At 67.8% G+C, this 21537-nt stretch carries 13 protein-coding genes and 4 pseudogenes; 11 read left to right on the top strand and 6 right to left on the bottom strand.

Translation table 11 applies throughout. The annotated features are described in order from the left end of the window. Nucleotides 1-4: 4 nt before the first annotated feature. Nucleotides 5-208 (bottom strand): DUF397 domain-containing protein, encoded by a 204-nt coding sequence (locus tag ACFSL4_RS26305; RefSeq protein WP_381087803.1) that lies wholly within the window; start codon nucleotides 206-208, stop codon nucleotides 5-7. 46 nt (nucleotides 209-254) lie between these two features. Further along, nucleotides 255-473 (bottom strand): Scr1 family TA system antitoxin-like transcriptional regulator, encoded by a 219-nt coding sequence (locus ACFSL4_RS26300; RefSeq protein ID WP_381087800.1) that lies wholly within the window; start codon nucleotides 471-473, stop codon nucleotides 255-257. 11 nt (nucleotides 474-484) lie between these two features. Between ACFSL4_RS26300 and ACFSL4_RS26295 the strand changes: the two genes are divergently transcribed. After that, on the top strand, nucleotides 485-673 hold the full coding sequence (locus tag ACFSL4_RS26295; RefSeq protein WP_381087797.1) for a hypothetical protein: 189 nt from the start codon (nucleotides 485-487) through the stop codon (nucleotides 671-673). A 204-nt stretch (nucleotides 674-877) separates the two neighbouring features. Here the strand turns inward: ACFSL4_RS26295 and ACFSL4_RS26290 are convergent, their stop codons facing one another. Beyond that, complete coding sequence (locus ACFSL4_RS26290) at nucleotides 878-1909, bottom strand: LAETG motif-containing sortase-dependent surface protein (protein ID WP_381087794.1); 1032 nt, start codon at nucleotides 1907-1909, stop codon at nucleotides 878-880. 582 nt (nucleotides 1910-2491) lie between these two features. Between ACFSL4_RS26290 and ACFSL4_RS26285 the strand changes: the two genes are divergently transcribed. The 3 genes from ACFSL4_RS26285 to ACFSL4_RS26275 all read left to right on the top strand — a co-directional run bounded on the left by ACFSL4_RS26285 (nucleotide 2492) and on the right by ACFSL4_RS26275 (nucleotide 13274). Continuing rightward, the gene (locus tag ACFSL4_RS26285; RefSeq protein WP_381087791.1) at nucleotides 2492-6085 is read left to right on the top strand and encodes a laminin G domain-containing protein; all 3594 of its coding nucleotides are present in this window, start codon (nucleotides 2492-2494) and stop codon (nucleotides 6083-6085) included. Nucleotides 6086-6206: 121 nt separating this feature from the next. Further along, entirely contained in the window at nucleotides 6207-12803 is a 6597-nt protein-coding gene (locus ACFSL4_RS26280; protein ID WP_381087788.1) for an RHS repeat-associated core domain-containing protein, read from the top strand. 39 nt (nucleotides 12804-12842) lie between these two features. Beyond that, nucleotides 12843-13274 carry a hypothetical protein gene (locus ACFSL4_RS26275; RefSeq protein WP_381087785.1) on the top strand — a complete coding sequence of 144 codons (432 nt, stop codon included), beginning with the start codon at nucleotides 12843-12845 and terminating at the stop codon, nucleotides 13272-13274. A gap of 609 nt (nucleotides 13275-13883) precedes the next feature. Here ACFSL4_RS26275 and ACFSL4_RS26270 read toward each other — a convergent pair. Continuing rightward, the gene (locus tag ACFSL4_RS26270; protein WP_381087782.1) at nucleotides 13884-14585 is read right to left on the bottom strand and encodes an SMI1/KNR4 family protein; all 702 of its coding nucleotides are present in this window, start codon (nucleotides 14583-14585) and stop codon (nucleotides 13884-13886) included. A gap of 68 nt (nucleotides 14586-14653) precedes the next feature. On the opposite strand from ACFSL4_RS26270, the gene ACFSL4_RS26265 reads away from it, so the two are divergent. The 3 genes and pseudogenes from ACFSL4_RS26265 to ACFSL4_RS26255 all read left to right on the top strand — a co-directional run. Further along, nucleotides 14654-15217: a hypothetical protein gene (locus ACFSL4_RS26265; RefSeq protein ID WP_381087780.1), complete on the top strand. Its 564-nt coding sequence runs from the start codon at nucleotides 14654-14656 to the stop codon at nucleotides 15215-15217. A gap of 71 nt (nucleotides 15218-15288) precedes the next feature. Then, nucleotides 15289-16821, top strand: coding sequence for an ISKra4 family transposase (locus tag ACFSL4_RS26260; RefSeq protein WP_381087777.1), 1533 nt, complete (start codon nucleotides 15289-15291; stop codon nucleotides 16819-16821). An 87-nt stretch (nucleotides 16822-16908) separates the two neighbouring features. Then, nucleotides 16909-17088, top strand: a pseudogene (locus tag ACFSL4_RS26255) (transposase); the annotation flags it as partial. A gap of 34 nt (nucleotides 17089-17122) precedes the next feature. Here ACFSL4_RS26255 and ACFSL4_RS26250 read toward each other — a convergent pair. Beyond that, nucleotides 17123-18359 (bottom strand): annotated as a pseudogene (locus ACFSL4_RS26250) (IS110 family RNA-guided transposase). Nucleotides 18360-18772: 413 nt separating this feature from the next. Between ACFSL4_RS26250 and ACFSL4_RS26245 the strand changes: the two are divergent. Both ACFSL4_RS26245 and ACFSL4_RS26240 read left to right on the top strand, forming a co-directional pair. Beyond that, nucleotides 18773-19012: pseudogene (locus tag ACFSL4_RS26245) on the top strand (transposase); the annotation flags it as partial. Nucleotides 19013-19097: 85 nt separating this feature from the next. Continuing rightward, a complete protein-coding gene (locus ACFSL4_RS26240) occupies nucleotides 19098-19328 on the top strand; it encodes a hypothetical protein (protein WP_381087774.1) in 231 nt (76 codons plus the stop codon). A 17-nt stretch (nucleotides 19329-19345) separates the two neighbouring features. Here the strand turns inward: ACFSL4_RS26240 and ACFSL4_RS26235 are convergent, their stop codons facing one another. Beyond that, the gene (locus ACFSL4_RS26235) at nucleotides 19346-20467 is read right to left on the bottom strand and encodes an IS630 family transposase (RefSeq protein WP_381087771.1); all 1122 of its coding nucleotides are present in this window, start codon (nucleotides 20465-20467) and stop codon (nucleotides 19346-19348) included. 84 nt (nucleotides 20468-20551) lie between these two features. Here ACFSL4_RS26235 and ACFSL4_RS26230 point away from each other — a divergent pair. Continuing rightward, a pseudogene (locus tag ACFSL4_RS26230) lies at nucleotides 20552-20635 on the top strand (transposase); the annotation flags it as partial. A gap of 81 nt (nucleotides 20636-20716) precedes the next feature. Further along, complete coding sequence (locus ACFSL4_RS26225) at nucleotides 20717-21106, top strand: hypothetical protein (RefSeq protein WP_381087765.1); 390 nt, start codon at nucleotides 20717-20719, stop codon at nucleotides 21104-21106. Nucleotides 21107-21537 lie beyond the last annotated feature (431 nt).

Raw genomic sequence — 21537 nt, 5'->3', positions numbered from 1 at the left:
CGGCTCACCCCAGGTGCGCGACGAAGGCCCGCCAGGCGTCCGGGCCGAAGCGGATCACCGGCCCGGCGGGGCGCTTGCTGTCGCGGACGGGAACGAAGGCCGGTATGCCGTCGGCGACTTCGACGCAGTCGCCCTGCCCGCCGCTGTAGCTGCTCCTGAGCCATATCGCTGCGTGGACGCCGTCCGAGGCGGGGGGTTCATGGCTCATGATCTGTACTCCTTGGCGATGCGCCGGATCGGCCCGAGTGATTCCGTCAGGCACGCGAGGCGACTGTCACCGCGCGTCCGTACCCCTCTGTCTGCAAGAGCCCGGGAACGAGCTGCACCTGGTAGGTGCGGATGGTCTCGCAGATGGCTTCCATCTCGATCTGATCGACATAGGTGTCACTGAGCACGGACGCGTACTGGTGCCACCAGCCTTCGCGGCGCCGCCGGTTGGCCCTCCGGGCGAGCGTCGCAAGCCGCTCTCGCAACGCAGGATCCCATGGTCCGGCGAGGGCAGCAGGTACGGGTGTGGGGCGAATGGCGGACCGTCGTCGGGGTCCGCGACGAGCGCGACGCGGCAGGGGCGCCCGCGGTGGTGCCGGCGCCGGACAAGGATCCGGCACTGCGCGTGCGGGCGACGGAACCGCTGGCTGTGCGGCAGGGCGGGGGCGGGGTCGTGCACGGGTAGGTAAGGGAAGGGCGCCGTCCAGACGCGGGAGCGGCTGCCGCGGCCGTTGTTCCGGCATGTGCTGCACGGCCACGGCGTGCCGAAGGGCCTGCACCCCCCTCCGTGTGCAGGCCCTTCGGGCTTGGCGGGGGCGGCATGCACCGCCCCCGCTGTATGTGCTGCGTCCTGACGCCTACCGTGCGTCCTGACGCCTACCGTGCGTCCTTACGCGGCGGCGTCCGAACCGGCACCCTTGCGCCGACGGACCACGAACAGCGCACCGGCACCCACGACGACGGCAAGGCCACCGACGAGCCCGATGGTCGGCACGGCGGAGCTGGAACCGGTCTCGGCGAGGCTGCCGGTGACGGGCTGGTCGCTCACGCCACCCTGCGGCTTCTTCGGGGTGTCGGAGGCGGGCTTCTCCGCGCCCGGCTTGGCTTTGCCGGGGTCCTCGTTCGAGGTACCCGCAGACAGGATGTCGAAGTACCAGCCGTCGCCCCAGTTCTCGGCGATGCAGTCCTTGCCGTTGATGTTGTCCAGGTACGCACCGGTGCCGAAGTGGTAGGCCTCACCAGCCGGCGCATCCTTGTGGATGTCCACCCTGAGGTTGATCTTGTTGAAGTCCCCGGGCTTCATGACCTCGGTGCCCCAGAAGTAGTCACCGGCCAGACCGTCCTGGCCCTTGATGCTCTCCCACGACTTCGTGCTCGGGTTGAGGAACTCCAGGTCCACGTACGGGCTGAGGACCGGCTTGTCCGACGTCCAGTACTTGGTGCTCTCGACCTCCGCGTAGAAGGCGACGTTCTTGAGCGTGACGTCGGAGTCGTTGGTGACCTTCAGCGTGAAGGAGTGCCAGCCGCTGCCCGCCGTGATCTTGCCGGGCAGAGCGCCGACCTCGACCTTCAGTGAGTTCTCGGAGAAGTTCCCGTCCAGCTCTTCGCAGTACGGGGGCTCACCGTTGTCCGACGGGGTGCTCTGCTCGTCCGACGGGGTGCTCTGCTCGTCGGAGGGGGTGCTCTGCTCGTCGGAGGGGGTGCTCTGCTCGTCCGACGGGGTGGACTGCTCGTCCGACGGGGTGGACTGCTCGTCCGACGGGGTGGACTGCTCGTCGGAGGGGGTGCTCTGCTCGTCCGACGGGGTGGACTTGCCGGACGGGGTGCTCTGGTTCTCTGCCGAGAGGGAACCGTCCGTCCCAGTCGAAGCACTTGCCGACGGGGACGGGCTGTCGGCCGCGAACGCGACCGGAGCCGACACGAGGGCCAGCTGAGCTACGACTGCGGTTGCGGCCGCGGTAACCATGGCGCGGCGAAGCTTCATGAAGACCTCAAGAAGTCTGGTGTGCTGCGGCGTGGCAGCACGCGATCGGGGGAGGTCTCCGCGTGTGGGGCGCGGGTGTGACCGTTGGTTGCGTAGGTGAGACCGGTGACCCCTGGGGAGGGTTGCGCTCCATCTCACGGAATTTTTATGTGGGGTGGGTCACAGGGGGTGTGGTGGGTGCGGTCATGGTCAGGCGCCTCGACGTTGTGGTGGGCCGGATGCTGCTGGACAACGCGCCGCCGACGCTTGAGCCGTACGCCGCATCGACTTGCCTGGCACGGTTCGACCGCTTTGCGTGCAGATGGCTGAATGATGTTGGCGTGATGTGGCCGTTTGTGACGTGATCTTGTCAGGTAGTAAGAGGAGGGTTTGAATCTCGATGACTTTATGAAGATCTGGTGAATCGGGGGGCGGGGCTCTGTGTCGGTGGGGTGGGGCGGTCGTGGTGGGGCAGGGCGTCGTAGACGGGAACGGCGCGGAAGGATTGGTGCTGTTGCAGTTGTCCTGGCCGCGCTCGTCGTGAGTCCGGTGCTGCTGCCGGGTCCGGTGGCGTATGCCGCTCCTGCGAAGGCGGATTCGGCACCGCTGTCCGAGGGGCGGCAGGCGCTGGCGCAGGCGCAGCAGTCGGGTGAGCGGGTGGAGGTGGTGGGGGAGCGTTCGGAGCGGACCACGGTCTATGCGAACCCCGATGGCTACACCTTCACCCTGGAGGAGTCGGCGGTCCCGGTGCGCGTCGCTGCGGCGGGGGGCGACTGGCAGGCGCCGGATGCGACGCTGGAGCAACGTTCTGACGGGTCGGTGGGCCCGAAGGCGGCCGCGGTGCGCATGGCGTTTTCGGGAGGCGGCGACAAGGCGCCCCTGGCCCGGATCGCCGACGCCGGGCGGTCGTTGGAGTTGGGCTGGCCGGGCACGCTGCCGACTCCGCGGCTGGAGGGCACCAGTGCCTTGTATGCGGATGTGCTGCCGGGTGTGGACTTGAAGGTGAACGCGACGCCGGAGAGTTTCCAGCCGGTGTTCGTGGTGAAGACCCCCGAGGCTGCGGCGAGCGACAAACTGAAGAAGCTCACGTTCGGGCTCAAGGCCGAGGGGCTGGATGTGCGTGAGGGGCCGTCGGGCAATCTCGCGGCCGTGGACGGCAGCGGCCGTACGGTGTTCAGGGCGCCGCCCGCGCGGATGTGGGATTCGACGGGTGCGGCGTCCGTGCCGCAGCCGCAGTTGGCAGCGGCGGTGGCGGGGGCTGCCGCTGCGGGTGTGGGGGAGCCTTCCGATCCGTCGGAGGCGGCGCCGTCGGGTTCGGGTGTGCAGCCGGGGCAGGGCGACACGGTGGCCCGTATGGACGTGGAGGTGACCGAGGACGCGCTGTCGGTGGTGCCGGACGCGGCCATGCTTGCCAGGACCGACGCGTCGGCGTTCCCGGTGTTCATCGATCCGACGGTGACGTGGGGCGAGTCGGAGCGCACGCTGCTGCGCAGTGACGGCTATGAGTCCTACGGGTGGGGCAATGGGGACGACGGCCAGGGCAAGGGCGCGGGCAAGTGCGGTACGTGGAACGGCTATTACTGCGGTCCGGGATATGTGCAGAAGCTGTACTTCGAGTTCTCGCCGTCCAGTCTCAAGGGCAAGCACGTGTTGGATGCCACGTTCCGGGTGACCGAGCCGTGGGCGTTCCAGTGCGATCCGCGCTGGGTGGACCTGGTCCGCACGAACAACATCTCCTCGTCCACGACCTGGTCGACGCGGCCGAAGGAACTGGACTTGATGGTGGACCGGAACGTGTCGGCGGGACGCGGTTCGCTGTGTGATCCGGACTCGCCGGACGCGCCGATCGAGTTCCACGACAATCCGGACGAGTCCAACGAGAACCTCACCCCTACCGTTCGGGACTTCGCGGCGGGCAAGTTCTCCCGGCTGACGCTGGAGGTCAAGGCGCACGACGAGTCGGACACCTCGGCGTGGAAGCGGTTCAAGAACGACGCGGTCCTCTCGGTGAAGTACGTGGCCGTGCCTGCCACGCCGACCGAGGTGGGTGTGGTGACCGGCTCCGGCTATGTGTGCTCCACCAACTCCGCCGATCCGGCGGTGGTGTCCGACCCGACACCGCTGGTGCAGGGGCGGCCGCGCACCATGCCCGGCGGCGAGTCGGGCGCCAACCTGCGCATCCGGTGGCGGACTGACATGTACGACGGTGCGAACTGGGTGCTCGCCCACACCGACGTCGACAGCCCGACCTCCGGCTATGTGGGGAACCTGGTCAAGCAGACCCGCAGCCTGCCCACACTTCAGGAGGGCGTGAAGTACCGCCTGAAGGCGCTGACCCTGTCCTACTACGAGGACGGCACCAACCGGCTGAACACCGGCTACACCACGCCCTGCTACTTCACGGTCGACGCGACCGCGCCGAAGGCGCCGCAGGTGACGATCGGCTCCCCCTACACGGAGTGCACGACCAACGAGTGCGTGGCCAACGGCGGTCCGAGCGTGCCGGGCACGTTCACCTTCGCCCCGGCGGCAGGGGACGCGAACAATGTCGCCTACCAGTACCGGCTGTCGGAGCAGGACGCGTGGTCGGCGGATCTGTCCGGCTCGACGGCGTCGGCGGTCATCACCCCTACGCACGCGGGCACGCATCGCCTGTATGTGCGCGCCAAGGACAACGTCGGGCGCTGGGGTGCCGAGAACGTCATCGACTTCTTGGTCGCCGCCGGTGAAGGCCCCGTCGGGCGATGGCACTTCAGCGAGGCCAGTGGCGCAGCGCTGGATTCGGAGACCGCTGACGGCGCGGACGATGCCACGCTGGGCGGCGGCGCCGTACGCGACGACCGAGGTCGCCGCGGGCTGATCACGCGTGATGCGTCCGGTGTGCCGCTTCAGACCCCGGCTACTGACCGGGGCATGGTTCTGGACGGTACCAGCGCCTACGCTGCAACCAGCGGCCCGGTGTTGGAGACTCGCTCGGCTTTTACCCTCTCCGCGTGGGTCCGGCTGGAGCGCGACGACCGCAAAGCAGCGGTGCTCTCGACGAAGGACAGCGTCAGCAGCCCGTTCCTGCTCTACTACACAACCACCCAGAAGACCTGGTACTTCGGCATACGTCAGCCAGGCCAGACCGACTGGTACTACGGCCAGTACGCGGTGTTCCCTGCGCAGGTCGGTGTATGGACGCACCTGGCCGGCACTTACGATCCGGCAACGGGTGAACTCAGGTTCTATGTAAACGGCCGGTTGCAGTACGGGGCGATGACCGTGGAGGGATCGTACCCATCGACCGCGCCCTTGGACTTCGGTCGACATCAGTTCAGCACCGGCCCTGGCGCGTACTTCCCCGGTTCGATCGACGAGGTGTCGGTGTGGCAGCGGGCGCTGACGTCACAGGAGATCTCCGACGAGGCGCGTTTGCTGACCGCGCAGCAGTATGCGGGTGTGGAGTTGGTGGCGGACTGGTCGGCTGGTCAGGGCAGTGGCAATAGTGTCCCGGACACGACTTCCGGTTACGGCGCGTCGCTGACGCTGGCCGGCGGGGCATCACTGGACGGTGAGTCGATCGTGCTGGACGGCGTGGACGGCGCGGCCACGACGGCCGGGCCGGTGGTGGACGACACCGGATCGTTCACGGTCACCGCGCTGGCATCCCTGGACGGCGGCACGCTCGCGGCCAAGGACATCGGATACACCGCCCAGGTCCTCGGGCAGCGCACGGTGGACGGGTCGGCGTGGGGGTTCTGGTACGAGCTGACGGGCAAGGACACGGTGCTCGACGAGGAGACGCTCGAGGACAAGACGGTTCCTGTCGGCAAGTGGCATTTCGGGCGGCTGAATGCCGACGGCACGTTCAGCGCGGTGATCTCCGACGATGTCGCGGCGGTGGACGGCATGGTCCGGTTGACCGGTGTGTTCGATGCTCAGGCGGGCACGATCAGCCTCTATCTGGGAGGCAACCCGAACAACGCCCCCCAGGCGTTCACGGCGGAGACGGGATCGGGTGATTTCGCCGTGGGCAAGGGCTTCAACGGCGGTGCGTGGCAGTACTTCCTGCCGGGCCGGGTGGCGGAGGTGCGCCTGTGGGCCGGTGCGATGGCCGGCTGGGAACAGGTCGGCGAGACCGTGGGCGACTGATCGGGCGGTCGGTGAGGGCGGTCCTTGTAGGGGCTGCCCTCATCCAACGGGCAGACACGGCGACCTGCAGACGTCTTGCTGGACTTCTCATAATTTTTGACGGGACTGGGTGGGGCGAACGATGGCGTTTGGCATAGGCACCTCAAGGTGGCGGCGTGGGAGAGCCGGGCGGCACCGCGGCGGTCGGCTGTTGGCACAGTCGGTTGCCCTCGCCCTGGTGGTGCCTTTGGGGTTGGCGCAGGTGGCCGAGGCCAGGGGGCCGGGTGGTCTGGGGCGACCCGATGTGCCCAAGCCCCGGGTGAGCAAGGTCGAGGCGTTTGACGGCCCGGGCGCGAAGAAGGCGCGGCAGAAGGTGGCCCGGGACAAGAAGGCCAACGCGGCTCAGGCCAGGCGGGCCGGAACGGAGCGGAAGGCTGCCTGGCCGAAGCAGGGCGAGGCAACGCTCAGGCTCAGCGGTGGCAGGGCGGCCGAGGTGGCGCCTGGCGGTCTACCGGTCACGGTCAGCCCGGCACCCGTCGGAGCCGTGAAGGGCCAGGTGGCGGCGGGTGGAACAGCACGGGTGACCGTGCTGGATCAGAAGGCCGCCCGCAGGGCAGGTGTCACGGGTGTCCTGCTGACGGCGCGGGCGGATGCGGCGGGTACTGCCGAGGTGCGTGTCGGCTACAGCGGGTTCGCTTCGGCGGTCGGGGGCGGCTGGTCCCAGCGGCTGCGTCTGGTCCAGTTGCCTGCCTGTGTGCTGACGACGCCCCAGAAGGCGGAGTGCCGCAGACAGACCCCGCTGGCGTCGGACAACGACCTCGCGCACCAGTCGGTCTCGGCGAAGGTGCACCTGGCAGCCCCTGAGGAGCTGTCCTCGCAGCTCCTGCGGACAGCCGGCAGCACCGCCACGGGAACAACCGTTCTGGCGGTCACGGCTGCCGTCACCGGCGGCGGCTCGGGCCCGTCGCCAGCGGGTACCGGTGACTATTCGGCGACGCCGCTGTCGCCGTCCTCGTCCTGGCAGGCGGGTGGCAGTTCGGGTGCGTTCACCTGGTCGTACGACATCACGATGCCGCCCGCGGCCGCCGGTCCGGTGCCGCCGTTGTCGCTGGCCTACGACTCGGGCAGCATCGACGGCCGCACGGCGACCACCAACAACCAGGGCACGTCGGTCGGTGAGGGCTTCGCACTCACCGAGTCCTACATCGAGCGGTCCTATGGCTCCTGCGACGACGACGGTCACGCGGACGTCTTCGATCTGTGCTGGAAGTACGACAACGCCCGTCTGGTCCTGAACGGCAGGTCGACCCGGCTGGTCAAGGACGACGGCAGCGGCGGGTGGAGGCTGGAGGACGACGACGCGTCGAAGGTGACGCGCTCCACCGGTGCGGACAACGGCGACGACAACGGCGAGTACTGGACCGTCACGACCGGCGACGGCACGACGTACGTGTTCGGCCTGAACAAGCTGAACGGTGCGGACACCCAGCGCACCAACTCCGCGTGGACGGTGCCGGTGTTCGGCGACGATGCGGGCGAGCCCGGCTACTCGGGTGGCGGCACTTTCGCCGACCGGTCCCTCACCCAGGCGTGGCGGTGGAACCTCGACTACGTCGAGGACACCGACGGCAACGCGGCCACCTACTGGTACACCAAGGAATCGAACTACTACAAGAAGAACACGTCGACGACGGCCAACGCCTCCTACACCCGGGGCGGATACCTGACCCGGATCGAGTACGGCCTGCGCGCGGGGGCGCTGTTCACGGACAAGGCGGATGCGAAGGTCACCTTCGGCCACGCCGAGCGCTGCACCGCCGCCGACTGCTCCAGCCTGACCGCGGACACCGCCGACAACTGGCCGGACGTGCCGTTCGACGCGATCTGCTCCCAGGACGATGCCGACTGCAACGCGGCCGGCCCGTCCTTCTTCACCCGCAAGCGCCTGACCGGCATCGACACCTTCTCCTACAACGCCACCAGCGGCGCGTACGATCCGGTGGACTCCTGGGCGCTGAGCCAGCAGTACCTGGACGGCGGGGACATCGGCGACAGCTCCGACCAGGTACTGACCCTGACGTCGCTCACCCGCACCGGCAAGGCGGGCGATACGAGCATCGCGCTCAAGCCGGTCTCGTTCACCTACCAGCTGCGGCCCAACCGGGTCGATGCCACGGACAACATCCTGCCGCTGACCCGGCCCCGCGTCTCGACCGTCACCTCGGAGACCGGCGCGATCACCACAGTGACCACGTCGGCGCCCGAGTGCGTGCGCAGCGAGGTGCTGGGCGCGGCGGAGGACTCCAACACGCGCTCGTGCTACCCGCAGTACTGGCACATCAACGGCGCCGCGGATGCGTCGGTCGACTGGTTCCACAAGTACCGGGTGCTGGCGGTGACGGTCTCCGACCCGGCCGGGAACAACGAGGCGGTCGAGTACGCCTACTCCTACAGCGGCGCGGCCTGGCACTACGCCGACGACCCGCTCACCCCGAAGGCTGAACGCACGTGGTCGGACTGGCGCGGCTACCGCCAGGTCACCGCATGGACCGGCGCGACCACCGGGACCCGCTCCAAGACGGTCTCGCTGTATCTGCAGGGCATGGACGGCGACCACAACAAGGACGGCACCACCAAGTCCGTCACCGCAGCCCCCCTGTCGTCGCCCGATCTCGGGGCCGCCTCGCTCACCGACAGCACCCAGTACGCCGGGCAGTTGCGTGAGCAGGTCACCTACGACGGCGCCACGCCGATCTCGGCGACCACGAACGATCCCTGGTCCAAGGAGACCGCCCGTCAGAGTGCCCCCGACGCCGGTGACCATGTGGCGCGCTACGTGCGCACCAGCGGGACGCGGACGTACACGTACCTGACCGTCTCGCAGACGTGGCGCACCCGCTCGGTCAGCACCACCTTCGACGACTACGGCATGCCCGCCACCGTCAGCGACTCCGGCCAGCTGGGCACCGGCGGCGACGAGACCTGCACCCGCACCTGGTACGCCCGCAACGACGCGGTCGGCATCACCAGTCTGGTCTCCCGCGCCCGGACCGTCGGCCGGGCATGCTCGATCACGGAATCGAGCCTCAGCCTCCCCGCGACCTCGGCCACAAGCGGCGACGTCCTGTCGGACACCGCCACCGTCTACGACGACCCGACCGCCACCACGTGGACGGCGACGCAGACGCCCACCAAGGGCAACGCCACGTGGACCGGCCGCGCCACCGGCTACGCCGCCACCGCCGACCTCAACGGCGACCGGCTGCCCACAGGCTGGCAGACCACGGCCACCACGACCTACGACACCCTCGGCCGCACACTCAGCGTCACCGACAACGCGGGCCACACCACCTCCACGGCCTATACGCCCGCGGACGCGGGACCGCTGACCAAGACCATCACCACCGACCCCAAGGGCTACCGCTCGGTCGGCTTCTTCGACGCACGGCGTGGCCTTACCGTGCGCAGCTTCGACATCAACCTGAAGAAGACCGAACTGGCCTATGACGCCCTCGGCCGCTTGACCGATGTGTGGCTGCCCAACCGCAACAAGGCCGCGGGGGACACCCCGAACACCAGACACGCCTACCACCTGGACAACACCAAGCCGTCCTGGATCTCGACCTCGGCACTGAACAACGACGGCACCTACAACGCCGGCTTCGCCCTCTACGACGCGCTGCTGCGCCCGTTGCAGACGCAGTCGCCGACCCCGCAGGGCGGCCGTCTGCTGACCGACACCCGCTACGACACCCGTGGCCTGGTGTACGAGTCGTACGCGGACATCTTCGACAGCACCAGCACTCCCGACGGGACCTACACCCGCGCCGAGTACGGCGAGGCCCCCACCCAGACGGAGACGGTGTTCGACGGAGCCGGGCGGGCCACGACCAGCAGCCTGTACGTGTACGGCGTCAAGAAATGGTCCACCACCACGAGCTACACGGGTGACACCGTCGCGACGAGCGCCCTGGACGGCGGCTCCGCGCAGCGCACGATCACCGACATCCGCGGCCAGGTCGTCGAGAGCCGCGAGTACGCGGGCACCAGCCCGGCCGACAGCGACTTCGGCACCGGCCCCGGCGCCTCCTACACCACCACGAAGTTCACCTACGCACCGGACGGGCGGCAGAAGTCGATCAACGGGCCGGACGGCGCCCGGTGGACCTACGGCTACGACCTGTTCGGCCGACAGACCAGCACCAGTGACCCGGACAAGGGCACCACGACCACCGAGTACAACGACCTCGACCAGGCCATCAAGTCGACCGACTCGCGCGGCACATCGATCCTGACCGGCTACGACGAACTGGGCCGGACCACCGGTACCTGGAGCGGGTCGAAGACGGACGCCAACCAGCTCACCGCCCACACCTACGACACCGTTCTCAAGGGCCAGCCCACCTCCTCCACCCGCTACGTCGGCGGCACGACAGGCGCGGCCTACACCAAGACCGTCACCGCCTACGACAGCCTCAGCCGGGCCACGGGCACCCAACTCGAACTGCCCGCCAGCGACGCGTTCGTGCAGGCGGGCACACCCTCGACACTGGCCTTCGAGACCTACTACAACATCGACGGCACAGTGAGCGGCACCATCGAGCCGGCCGCAGGCGGCCTGCAGCTCGAGAGGATCTCCTACACCTACGACGCCTTGGGGAACCCGTCCTCGGCCGCCGGAGCCAACCGCTACCTGGACAGCGTCCTCTACTCACCCCTCACCCAGCCCTGGCAGGTCACCCTGGGCGAGGGCGACATCAGCAACAACCTCATCTACATCGCCAACGACTACGAGGCCGGCACCGGCCGCCTGACCCGCAGCCATGTCACGGACCAGACCCACCCGTACATGCTGCAGGACCTCAACTACACCTACGACCAGACCGGCAACGTCACCGCCATCAGCGACCCCACCACCCTCGGCGGCACCAGCTCCGCCGACACCCAGTGCTTCGCCTACGACGGCCACCAGCGCCTCATCGAAGCCTGGACCCCCACCTCACAGGACTGCTCCGACACCCGAAACGCCTCAAGCCTGTCGGGTCCGGCCCCCTACTGGACCGGCTACACCTACAACACCGCAGGCCAACGCGCCACCGAGACGGTCCACACCAGCAGCGGCGACACCACGACCACCTACTGCCACACCGACACCGGCCAGCCCCACACCCTGACCGGCACCACCACCCAGGCCAACTGCACCACCCCCGAGCGCGCCTACACGTACGACACCACCGGCAACACCACCCAGCGCCCCGGGCAGACCGCCGGCAACAGCCAGACCCTTTCCTGGTCGCCGGAAGGCAAGCTCGCCAAGCTGACGGAGAACGGCAAGTCCACCGACTACCTCTACGCAGCCGACGGCACCCTGCTCATCCGCGCCACCCAGAACGGCGAGCGGGTTCTGTACGCGGGAGCCACCGAACTCCACCTCCGCGCCGACGGCACCACCTGGGCCCAGCGCTACTACACCGCAGGCGGCATCACCGCCGCCACGCGCTCCAACGAATCCGGCACCAACAAACTCACCTACCTCACTGCGGACCACCACGGCACTTCCACCCTGGCGATCAGCCCGGACACCACCCAGACCTTCACCAAGCGCTACACCACCCCCTTCGGCCAAGACCGCGGCACCCCCCTCTATGGCCCCTGGCCCGACGACAAGGGCTTCCTCGGCAAGACCCGCGACACCACCACCGGCCTCACCCACATCGGCGCCCGCGAATACGACCCCACCACCGGCCAGTTCCTCAGCGTCGACCCCATCCTCAGCCCCGACCAGCCGGACTCGCTCAACGGCTACAGCTACGCCAACAACAACCCCACCACCCAGAGCGACCCCACCGGCCTCGAATCCTGCTACCCCAACTTCTGCTCCGGCAGCAACGGCACCTACGGCACCTACCACCCCGAAAACGACTCGGGGTCGAAGAAGTACAAGGGATCCAGCCACTACTGCGACACGCACAAATGCTCCGGAGGCGGAGGCGGGAGCAGCTCAGGTGGAACGTCGACTGGGGGAACACTTGGGGGGACCGGAGCCCTGCCGATCACCGGTGATGTGACGAAGGACCCTTATTACGCGATTCGCATGCGAGCTGCCGAGATTTGGGCAGGGCTCCCCGGATTCTGCGCCGCCTCCCCGGTGTGGTCGTTCTGCGGGGGAGCGGTCGAGAGTAGCCCCGCAGCTGCGGATGGATACCGGCCGGACACGCTCGTGCTGCGGTGGCTTCTCGGACTCGGCCCGAAGCGGGTGGTGTACGGCGACGACAGTGTGATGTCCGCCTACATGGCTGCCACGTCAGAGGCGAGTGTGGCGCGTGCCAACGCGGTCGCTGGCTGGAAGACCAAGCACAAGAAGGACTTGGGGACACTCGCAACGTACAGTCTCGGTAGGATGTCCACTTCGGACAAGGCACTGCACATCGTCGAAGACCTCGCGAGTATGGCCAAGTACGTAAGAAGTCACGGAGCGATCGCGGATGTGAATACGACTAGGGTGGCGCTTGGTTCCTATGCGATCCATGGCGAGGTGCTGGGCGCAGATAAGAGCGGAATCAACGTACGGTTCAGGGTCGAAGAAACTCAGAGTATTCACTCTGCCGCACATATCGTGACCGGATATGGTACGGGGGCCGAGCGGGCAGCCGAAGGGCTCGATAGGAGCTCGGGCCCGATGGCGGACGTTACTCATGTCATCACCTGGAAGGAAGTCATTCTCTTCGAGCGGGATTAGCGTGAAACTGCGCAAAATGATATGAGGAGAAGCAGGCAGATGAAGATTTTCCTTCCAGGTAAGAAGTCCGCTAGAACTGTGCTGGCATGGTGCGTGTTGAGTGCTCTGTGCTCCGGCTGTGCACTTATCACCTCTGACCTTCCGGTCGAGTCTGGCCGCGTCATATCCGCAGACGATTTGGTGGGTACTTGGAAAGATGAGGGTGGCGCGGCCATCACGTTCAGTGCGTCAGGTGGTTTCACTGCCGAAAGGATCTGTGGCGATTCGGCAGTAAGGGAAGGGGAGTGGTGGATATTCACTCCGTCGGCGAATGTTGAACCCCATGCTGCTTCGCAGGTGAAACTGGACTTCCGGGGTGGGTCGGGCAGGGTTGACCAGTATGAAGCCGGGGAGACGGGCGACGATGTTGTCCTCTGGGCCGCCCTGGGAGATCTGGACGATTCAAACTATTGCCTCCTTGTCAAAGAATGATGCCTTTGGTGTGAGGTATTCTGAAGATTCCGGACGTAGACGGGGTCTTCCGTTCTGGCCATTAGTAAACTGGAGGCTCTGTGGTTATCGAAGCCGTGCCTGAAGAGGTATCCGCCGCCCCGTCATGAGTCGTCCATCAGCGCTGACTTGGGGTATCGGACCCATGCCGGCGAGTTCGGGCTGACCGCGAGAACGTCGGAGTCCTGGTGTTGGGTGGTTCGGGAGACTGGCGGCGTGGGACCGATCCGCGTGCTGGATCGACGCTGGATCATGCCTTGGATTGGGCGATCATCGTGGGTGCCAGCTGAGCCGTCGATGTTCCGTTTCAACGTTCAGCGAGCGCCTTAGCATCGACGTGGCCGATGTAGCAAATGCGCAGGCCAGACGGGGTCGGCTCCATCTGGGGTCGCCCCTGTCGCTGTATCCGCTCCTGGATCCGTGCTGGATATCCTGACGTCTCGTCACCTGTCGTCATCCCTGATTGTCCGTACCGCTGCTGGATCGGACGGTCCAGCAGCCGTGTAAGTGCGGCGGTGGCGGAACGAATGACATTGGGCGCAGTTCCTTTGAAGGGAAGGGTTGGGGCGGGCCAGGGTCACCAGCCCTTGATCATCGAGTTGCCCTCTCGCGTTGCTCAAGCCACTCGAGGTACCAGCTGCGGAAGGTGTGACGGTTTCCGTTTGCATCGACGTACGGCTCGAAGGGCGGGTTGACCGCGCAGTCCCGGTCGCGGAGTTCCCCGCGGTGCGGGCCGACGACGATGAGCCAGCCGGTCATCCTGCATCCGTTGTCGCTGATATGGATCGCACCCCGCCCGCGTTCCAGGTGCCAGACCCCGTCGCCGGCATCGCCGAAGACCTTGCGGTAGTCATCCAGATAGTCGTCGTCTTCGTCACGGGTGGTTGGTTCGTACCCGGCGGCGCGAAGGGTCGCTATCTGCTGGTCGGCCCAGTCTTCCGTCTCGACGAACGGCCCACTGGGGTCCAGCAGCCAGGGATAGTCCTCGTCGTCCTCCCAGACCCATCCCCACTTGCCGTCGATTCGGCGCAACGACGTGAGCTCGAGTGCCGGTCCGGGGCCGCCGGCTCCGACCTCCGCCAGGAATGTGCGGTACTCGTCGGGGAGCGCGACACCGAACTGTGCTTCGACCTCGGCGATCTCGGCGGGAGTCAGGACGGGTTCGAACGTCGGGTATCGAGACGGCCCACGGCCACGGGCTCGATGCTCGGCCTCCTTCACTGCGATGACGCGTTCCCGAACTCCCGACCACTGCACGTGCGTGTTCACGGCTCTCCTGTCGACGGCGAGCACGGACATTAGTCCCTGCCGCCGACATCCGACCTCCGTCTGGGCTGTGTTCGTGGCCGCTCGTCTCTACCGTGGTGGTGGAGGAGGGGTGGCAGATGGGCTCGCTGTGTGAGGAGTTGGAAGCCCGCGAGGCAGCGGCTCGGGCTCGGGTGGAAGAGCTGGAAGCCGAGCTTGCTGAGCTGTCCGGGAAGCTGGAGCTGGCCCGTGAGAGCCTGAAGCGCCTGCGGATCACACGCGAAACGGTCACCGAGGTTCTCGAGGAGATGGAGCCTGAGATGCCCGTGGTGGCAGACGCCGGACCCTCGCGGTCGGGTGAGCGGGTGGTGTCGGCGTATGCGGGGGCCGAGCGGCAGGTCATCGGGGTGCTGACCGTGCCGAACTGGCAACCCGGCATGATGCCGGACGTGCTGCCGTCGGTATACCGCGACATCGTGGAGGTGGTGGCCGATGCACCGGGGCCGATCCGCGCCAAGCAGATCGTGCCGAGGATCGGGCTGCCGGCCGAGACCGGGAAGATTGAGGGCACCCGGTCGAAGCTCAAGCGGCTGGTGCAGCGAGGCTGGCTCGACGAAGAGGCCCCCGGGTTGTTCACCCCGGCCCGCCGCCGGACGGCTGCCCCACCCAACTCCCGCTGACAGCAGGGCTCTTCCGCCTACATTCGAAGGTGCGACCCATATCGGATGCAGGATCAGGAAGAGCCCAGGAGATGACACCGTACGACACTCATGCCACCACTGACCCCTTTGCCCGCTCCATAAGCGCCTTCGAATCGCTGATGCATACCCTGTCGGGCGGCGATGCGAGCGAGTGGACCCACGCCGAGTTGGAAGAACACCTCGACGCGGGCGGGCGGGAACTGTTACGGCAGCTGTTGCAGGACCACCTTGACCTACGCGCGCGGCGGGAAGAGCAACAGATCCGTGCCAGTGGCAGACCTGTGGTGATGGGGCCGGAAGGACAGCTGCGGCCCTGGCGGGAGACGGAGCACTCGCGCTGGCTGGCCAGTGTGTTCGGGCTGGTCCGCGTCACCCGGGTCGCCCACCGAGGCCCCGGCGTCTGCAACGTCCACCCCACCGACGCGGTGCTGTCGCTGCCGGCGGGCCGGCACTCGATGGGCCTGCGCCGACTCGCGGTCACCGAATCCGTGCGCGGGTCGTTCGACCAAGCCCAGCAGGCGGTCGAGCGCCGCTGCGGGAAGGTGCTGGGCAAACGCCGACTCGAAGAACTGGTGGTCGCAGCCGCGGTCGACACTGACGACTTCTACCGCGCCAGGATCCCAGTCCCCTGCAGCAGACAGATGCCGCTGGTGGTCCAGGTCGACGGCAAGGGCGTGGTCATGCGGCCCGAGGCCCTGCGCGAGGCCACCCGCCGGGCCGCCGCGAAAGCCGCAGGCGGCCATCGCGCGCGGCTCGCGCCGGGCGAGAAGCCGAACCGGAAGCGGATGGCCACCGTGGCCTGCATCTTCGATATCCGGCCCGCGCCGAGGCGCCCTCACGACGTGATCCACCCGCCCGGCGGTCGAAGCGGCGAGCGCCGGGCCCGCCCCGGGCCGAAGGCCGAGAGCAAGTGGTGCACCGCCTCCCTGATCCGCCCGCCCGAACAGGTCATCGCCGACGCGTTCGACCAGGCCCAGGCCCGCGACCCGAAGCACCTGCGGCCCTGGATCGTCCTGGTCGACGGAGCCCGCCACCAGCTCGACCTGATCAGCGCCGAGACCAGCCGACGCAACGTCACGGTCCACGTGCTGCTGGACTTCGTCCACGTTGCCGAGTATGTCTGGGCGGCCGCCCACGCTTTCCACAAACCCGGCACCCCCGAGGCAGAAACCTGGGCCGCCGACCACCTGACCGCGATCCTCGCAGGTCAGGCCGCCCGCACAGCCCAAGAGATGACCGCTCAAGCCCACCAGGAAGGACTGTCAGCCCCCCGCCGAGAGGCCGTCGACGTCTGCCACCGCTACCTGGTCGGCCACCTCGACCAACTTCGCTACGACACCGCCCTCGACAACGGGTGGCCAATCGCCACCGGCGCGGTCGAGGGCGCCTGCCGTCACCTGATCGGCGACCGCCTCGACATCACCGGAGCCCGCTGGGGCCTGCTCGGAGCCGAAGCCATCCTGCGACTCCGCACTCTCGTCTCCAACGGCGACTTCGACGCCTACTGGCGGTTCCATCTCGCCCGCGAGCACGAGCGCCTCTATCCCGCCCCCAAGCAGGGGACTTACACCCTCACCGCTTGACCGCGACCTTCACTCGAAACGAACCACACCCAATGACATTTACCACGGCCATGTCCGCACATGGGGTGATCTTCACTGATCATCTGGGGGCGCGAGCCCGGTGAGCGGGCCGAGGGCGGCTGGGAGAACTACCGTAACGGGCACCGGTCCAAGACGGTGATCACCGAGTCGGGTCCGGTCGAGATCGCGGTGCCGCGGGATAGGGCCGGGTCGTTCGAGCCGCAGCTGGTCAAGAAGCGGCAGCGGCGTCTGGGCGGGGTGGACGAGACATCTCATGTTGCTGGCGGGTCAAGTTCGGCGGTCATGCGGCGAGGGTGAGACGTTCCGGGAAAGCCTTCTCGGCGTCGTAGAGGGTGCGGTTCCGGAGGCAGTGGTAGAGGCAGCCGAGGAGTTTGTTGAACAGATTCCGGAAGGCCGGGGTATGACGTTCGCCGCCGTCTCGCCGGCGGTCGTAGTGGGCACGTGGCTCGGAGGAACGCAGCGCTGCGAACGCCCACATGTAGCCCACGGCGGCCAAGCGTCTGTTCTTGACGGTCCGGGCCACCACGATGTGGCTGCGGCCAGAGGCGCGCGTCACCGGCGCGGCGCCGGCGTATGCCTTGACCGCTCTGGCGTCGGCGAACCTGGTCGGATCGTCGCCGATCTCTGCGAGCACGCGAGCGCCGGACATGACCGACAGGCCCGGCATACTGGTGATGATCTGTGCATCCGGGTGGGACAGGAACGCCTCCTCGGCGGCGTTGGAGAGGTCGTCGCTGCTCGTGCAGGCGGCGTCGAGCTGCCGCAGCAGGGCCGTGGTCTGGTTTCCCATCGCCTTTTCAAACAGCGGCAGTTGGCGCATCTGCTCCGAGCGGAACAGTTCCCGCAGACGCTCGACTTCCTCGTTGACTGAGCGGCGGAGCCGGCCCGCCCGGTTGAGCAGTGCGCGGAGCTGGCCGCGGGTGAGCTTGGCGGCTGCGGCCGGGGTTGGCGCGGAGGTGAGGATTGCACGTGCATACGCGGAGTCGAGGCCGAGCTTGCCGCTGCCGTGGAAGGCCAACAGGGCAGCCGGGAAGTATTCGCGCAGGTGGGAGCGGAGTCGGTTGACGAGTTGGCCCCTGTCCCAGATGGCGTCCTGGTGGGCTCGGGCGAGCACGGCCACGGCCTGGCCGAACTCGCTGTCGGCGGGCAGCGGGCGGTGGGCCTTGATGTCGGTCCGCAAGATGTTGGCCAGGATTCGGGCGTCTGCGGCGTCCGACTTCGCGCGGGAGACGCTGCCGCGGTCCCGGTAGCGTGCCGCCGCGAGAGGGTTGATCGCGTAGACCTTCCGGCCGGTCGCGCGCAGGGCGGCGACCAGCAGGCCGCGCGGCGTCTCGATGGCGACGGGGGATCGGGGCGTCAGGGCTGTCGCCGTGGCGGGCCAGCAGCTCCAGCAGGGCGCAGAGCCCCGGGTAGTCATCGCTGATCCGTAGCTTGGCGACCTGGTCACCATCGTGGTCAACGAGGGCTATGTCGTGGTGGCTCTCCGCCCAGTCGATGCCGCAGAACAAGCGGGTCACTGTGTCTCCTTGATCAGTCAGGGCTCGTATGCGCAGGTCAACTCCCTGCGGAGCACGCGGCGCTCTAATAGAAGTGCTCCAGGCACGCCATCTCATGAGCCGTTCGTGTCTCCAGCGACCGGCAGGGACCTCGGTCTGCTGGAGAGCTCATGGCTCGCGATCTTCTGAGAGGTCGGCCCCTGTCGGCGGGCTGAGGACATGAAAGCTGTGGTGGCCGGCGGCGCCGGGCGGGGCCTGTCTCGTCTCGGGGATCTCGTCCCGAATGGTCCTTAGGCCTCCGCCAGGCGACGCCACCGTGGACGCGGCCGGTCTGACCATGAGGGATCTCATCCCGGAACGGCGGCAGGCCTGCATCACGCGGGGGTGGTGGGCCCCTTGCCGCCTCTGGCTCAGGTCCACCGGTGAGCTATTAGATGGTTCTGTCACTGTCGGCGAAGGGGCTGACGCACGGGGAGATCTCCGCGCATCTCGCCGAGGTGTACGGCGCGGAGATCTCCAAGTCCACGATCTCCACGATCACCGACAGCGTGGTGGCCGGCATGGCGGAATGGCAGAACCGCCCGCTGGACAGCGTTTATCCGGTCGTCTTCATCGACTGCGTGAACGTGAAGGTCAGGGACGGGCAGGTCGCCAACCGGCCTGTCTACTGCTCTGACCGGGAAGGTTCACCGGGTTGGGGCGTATCGATGGCTCCCAGCAGCAGTACAGTCGGCGCACTGAAGGAGCAGAGGAGCCCCGGTGCGCAAAAGAGACAGCAACGCTGATGGCCACGGCCCGCGGGCCGTGGCCATCAGATGGATACAGGTCCTGCTGTTCGGAGTCGTTGTCCTGCTGGTCGGATTCCGTATCTGGGAGCGGCACCACGGCGGCGCTTCGAGCTCGATCGTGTTCGGGCTGATGACCGCATCGGCACTGTCCATCGGCGCGCTGGAACGCTATCGGGCAAACGCTGCCAAACGATCTCGGTGACTCACCTCCCAGCTGGCTCAGGCCGCCGCTGACAGGGGTCGGCCACCCCAGCGGATGCCCTTCTCGCTGCGGATGCGGGCGCGTTCACGTCGTTCGGCGGCCAGGACGTCACGGTGGCGGGCATTGGCGTTGCGCCAGCGCAAATAGGCATGCAGCGCCCGGGTCTGCACGGTGTGGTTGGGGTGGTTGGAGTTGGCGATGGTGAATTGCCGCAGCGGTCCGAAGTGGGCCTCGATCGGGTTGGCCCACGACGCGTAGGTCGGGGTGAAGCACAGCTCGACCTTGTTCTTCTTCGCCCAGCGGCGGATGTCGGTGCCCTTGTGGGCGGACAGGTTGTCCAGGATCACGTAGATCGGGGCGCCGTCCGGGCGGGCGGCGCGGATCGACTTCAGCGCGGCGAGCGTGTTGGCGGCGCCCTTGCGGCGCCGGTTGACGCCCCACAAGGTGTCGTCGCCGACCGAGTAGCAGCCGTGGAAGTACCGCACGCCGTGGGTGCGGTGATATGTGGCGGGCAGCCGGTCGGGACGCCCCTGTTCGGCCCAGCCCGAGCCCGCGGTGGGACGGATGCCGAGCGGGCCGAACTCGTCGAAGGTGAAGACCCGGTCCGGGAAGCAGTCCAGGACCTCCTCGATCCGGTCCAGTTTGGCGTCACGCTCGGGGTCCGGGGATTCCTTCCACGTCTTGGTGCGCTGGAAAGTGATGCCGCGGCGGGCGAGCAGGCAGCGTAATGCCTCGCGGCCGATCCGGATGACCCGGCCGTGGACTTTCCGCAGGTAGGCGACCAGCTTGCGCAGTGACCAGCGGGTGAAGGGCTGGCCCAGCTTGGCCGGTCGGGTGATAGCCGTCGCCACGACGAACTCCTCGTCGTCAGGCTTGAGCAGGCGGGGACGGCCTCCCGCCCACTGAGGGTCCAGACAGTCCAGGCCGATCTCGTTGAACTGGTGGATGACGTCCCGGACAGTGTCCTCGTCGGCCTGCACCAGCTGGGCGATCACCGGCACCCGGTTCCCGCCAGCCGAGGCCAGCAGCATCATCGCCCGCCGGTAGCGCACCGAACTCGTGCTGCCACGGCGCACGATCTGCTGCAGCTTCTGCCCCTCCTGGTCGGTCAGTCTGCGCACACGGACAGGCTCGGCCACCGCGCCTCCAGCGGTCGGATCGGACGTCACCGCACATCCAACCGCCACGACCGCCAACCCGGCGAACCTATGCGGTCAGAGCACTACATGGCGGTGGCGGTCACCGCCGAGGGACACCGGGACATCCTGGGCCTGTGGATCGGCGACGGCGGGGAGGGCGCGAAGTACTCATAGTAGGCCCTGGGTTGGGACGACACTCCCCGTGAGGGGTGACGGACGTCGTCCCCCGAAGAGCCGGGGAGGCATGTGATGACGGAGTTTGTCGGTGGTCTGTCGCAGGCCGAGTACATGGCGCGAGTGCGGGACCTTCCGCAGGGGCGGTGTCTGGTCGTTGCGGTGGACGTCGGTAAGCGCAGTGCGATGGGCCTGATCGCCGATCACTGTGAACGGATCTCCGGTGAGCCGGTCGACTTCGCGTTGACCCGGCCGGGGGCCGAGGCCCTGGAGCTGGCCATCCGGTCGGCAGTCCGGCTCAATGACGCAGCCAGCGTCCGGGTCGGGATCGAAGCCGCGGGCCACTACCACCGAGCCCTCGCCGCCCGGCTGTGGGAAGGGGGATTCGACGTCGTCGAGCTAATCCGTACCAGGTCAAGCTGGCTCGCGGGCAGAACGTGGCCGGACACCGGGAGGGCGACCTGATCATAGGAAGGGGTAACGCCTCTCCCATGCATTTTCTTCGTAGGTCGGCGTTTGGCGGATCTGGGCCTGCTTCGGGCGCTGTGGTGCGGCGTATCCCGGCGTGTGAGTGGCCCGGATCCGCCGATTCCCGTGATGGCTGCCCCCGCACGCAAAGGACCCCGCGGCCGGGGGAGGTGCCGCGGGGCCCTTCTTGCGTCAGCACCGGCGTCAGGGCGGCGCCGGTGCCTCGGAGCGGCGCCGGGGGGAGTGCGCCGCTGGCTCATGGGACCGCCGGTGGTGTGCCCGGCGCCCTCGGAGAGCGCGCCCGGTGTGGACCACTGGCGGTCGCTGGGCGGACAGCGGGGATACGTCTGTCTGTGGAGTCGGCCGTTCTTCGCCTCGTGCTGGACGGCCCCGGCCCCCGCAACCGCTTCGACCGCACCCGGACGGAT

It is taken from the genome of Streptomyces caeni (assembly GCF_042678285.1).
Lineage (GTDB): Bacteria > Actinomycetota > Actinomycetes > Streptomycetales > Streptomycetaceae > Streptomyces > Streptomyces caeni.
This window is presented reverse-complemented; position numbering and strand designations above follow the sequence as displayed.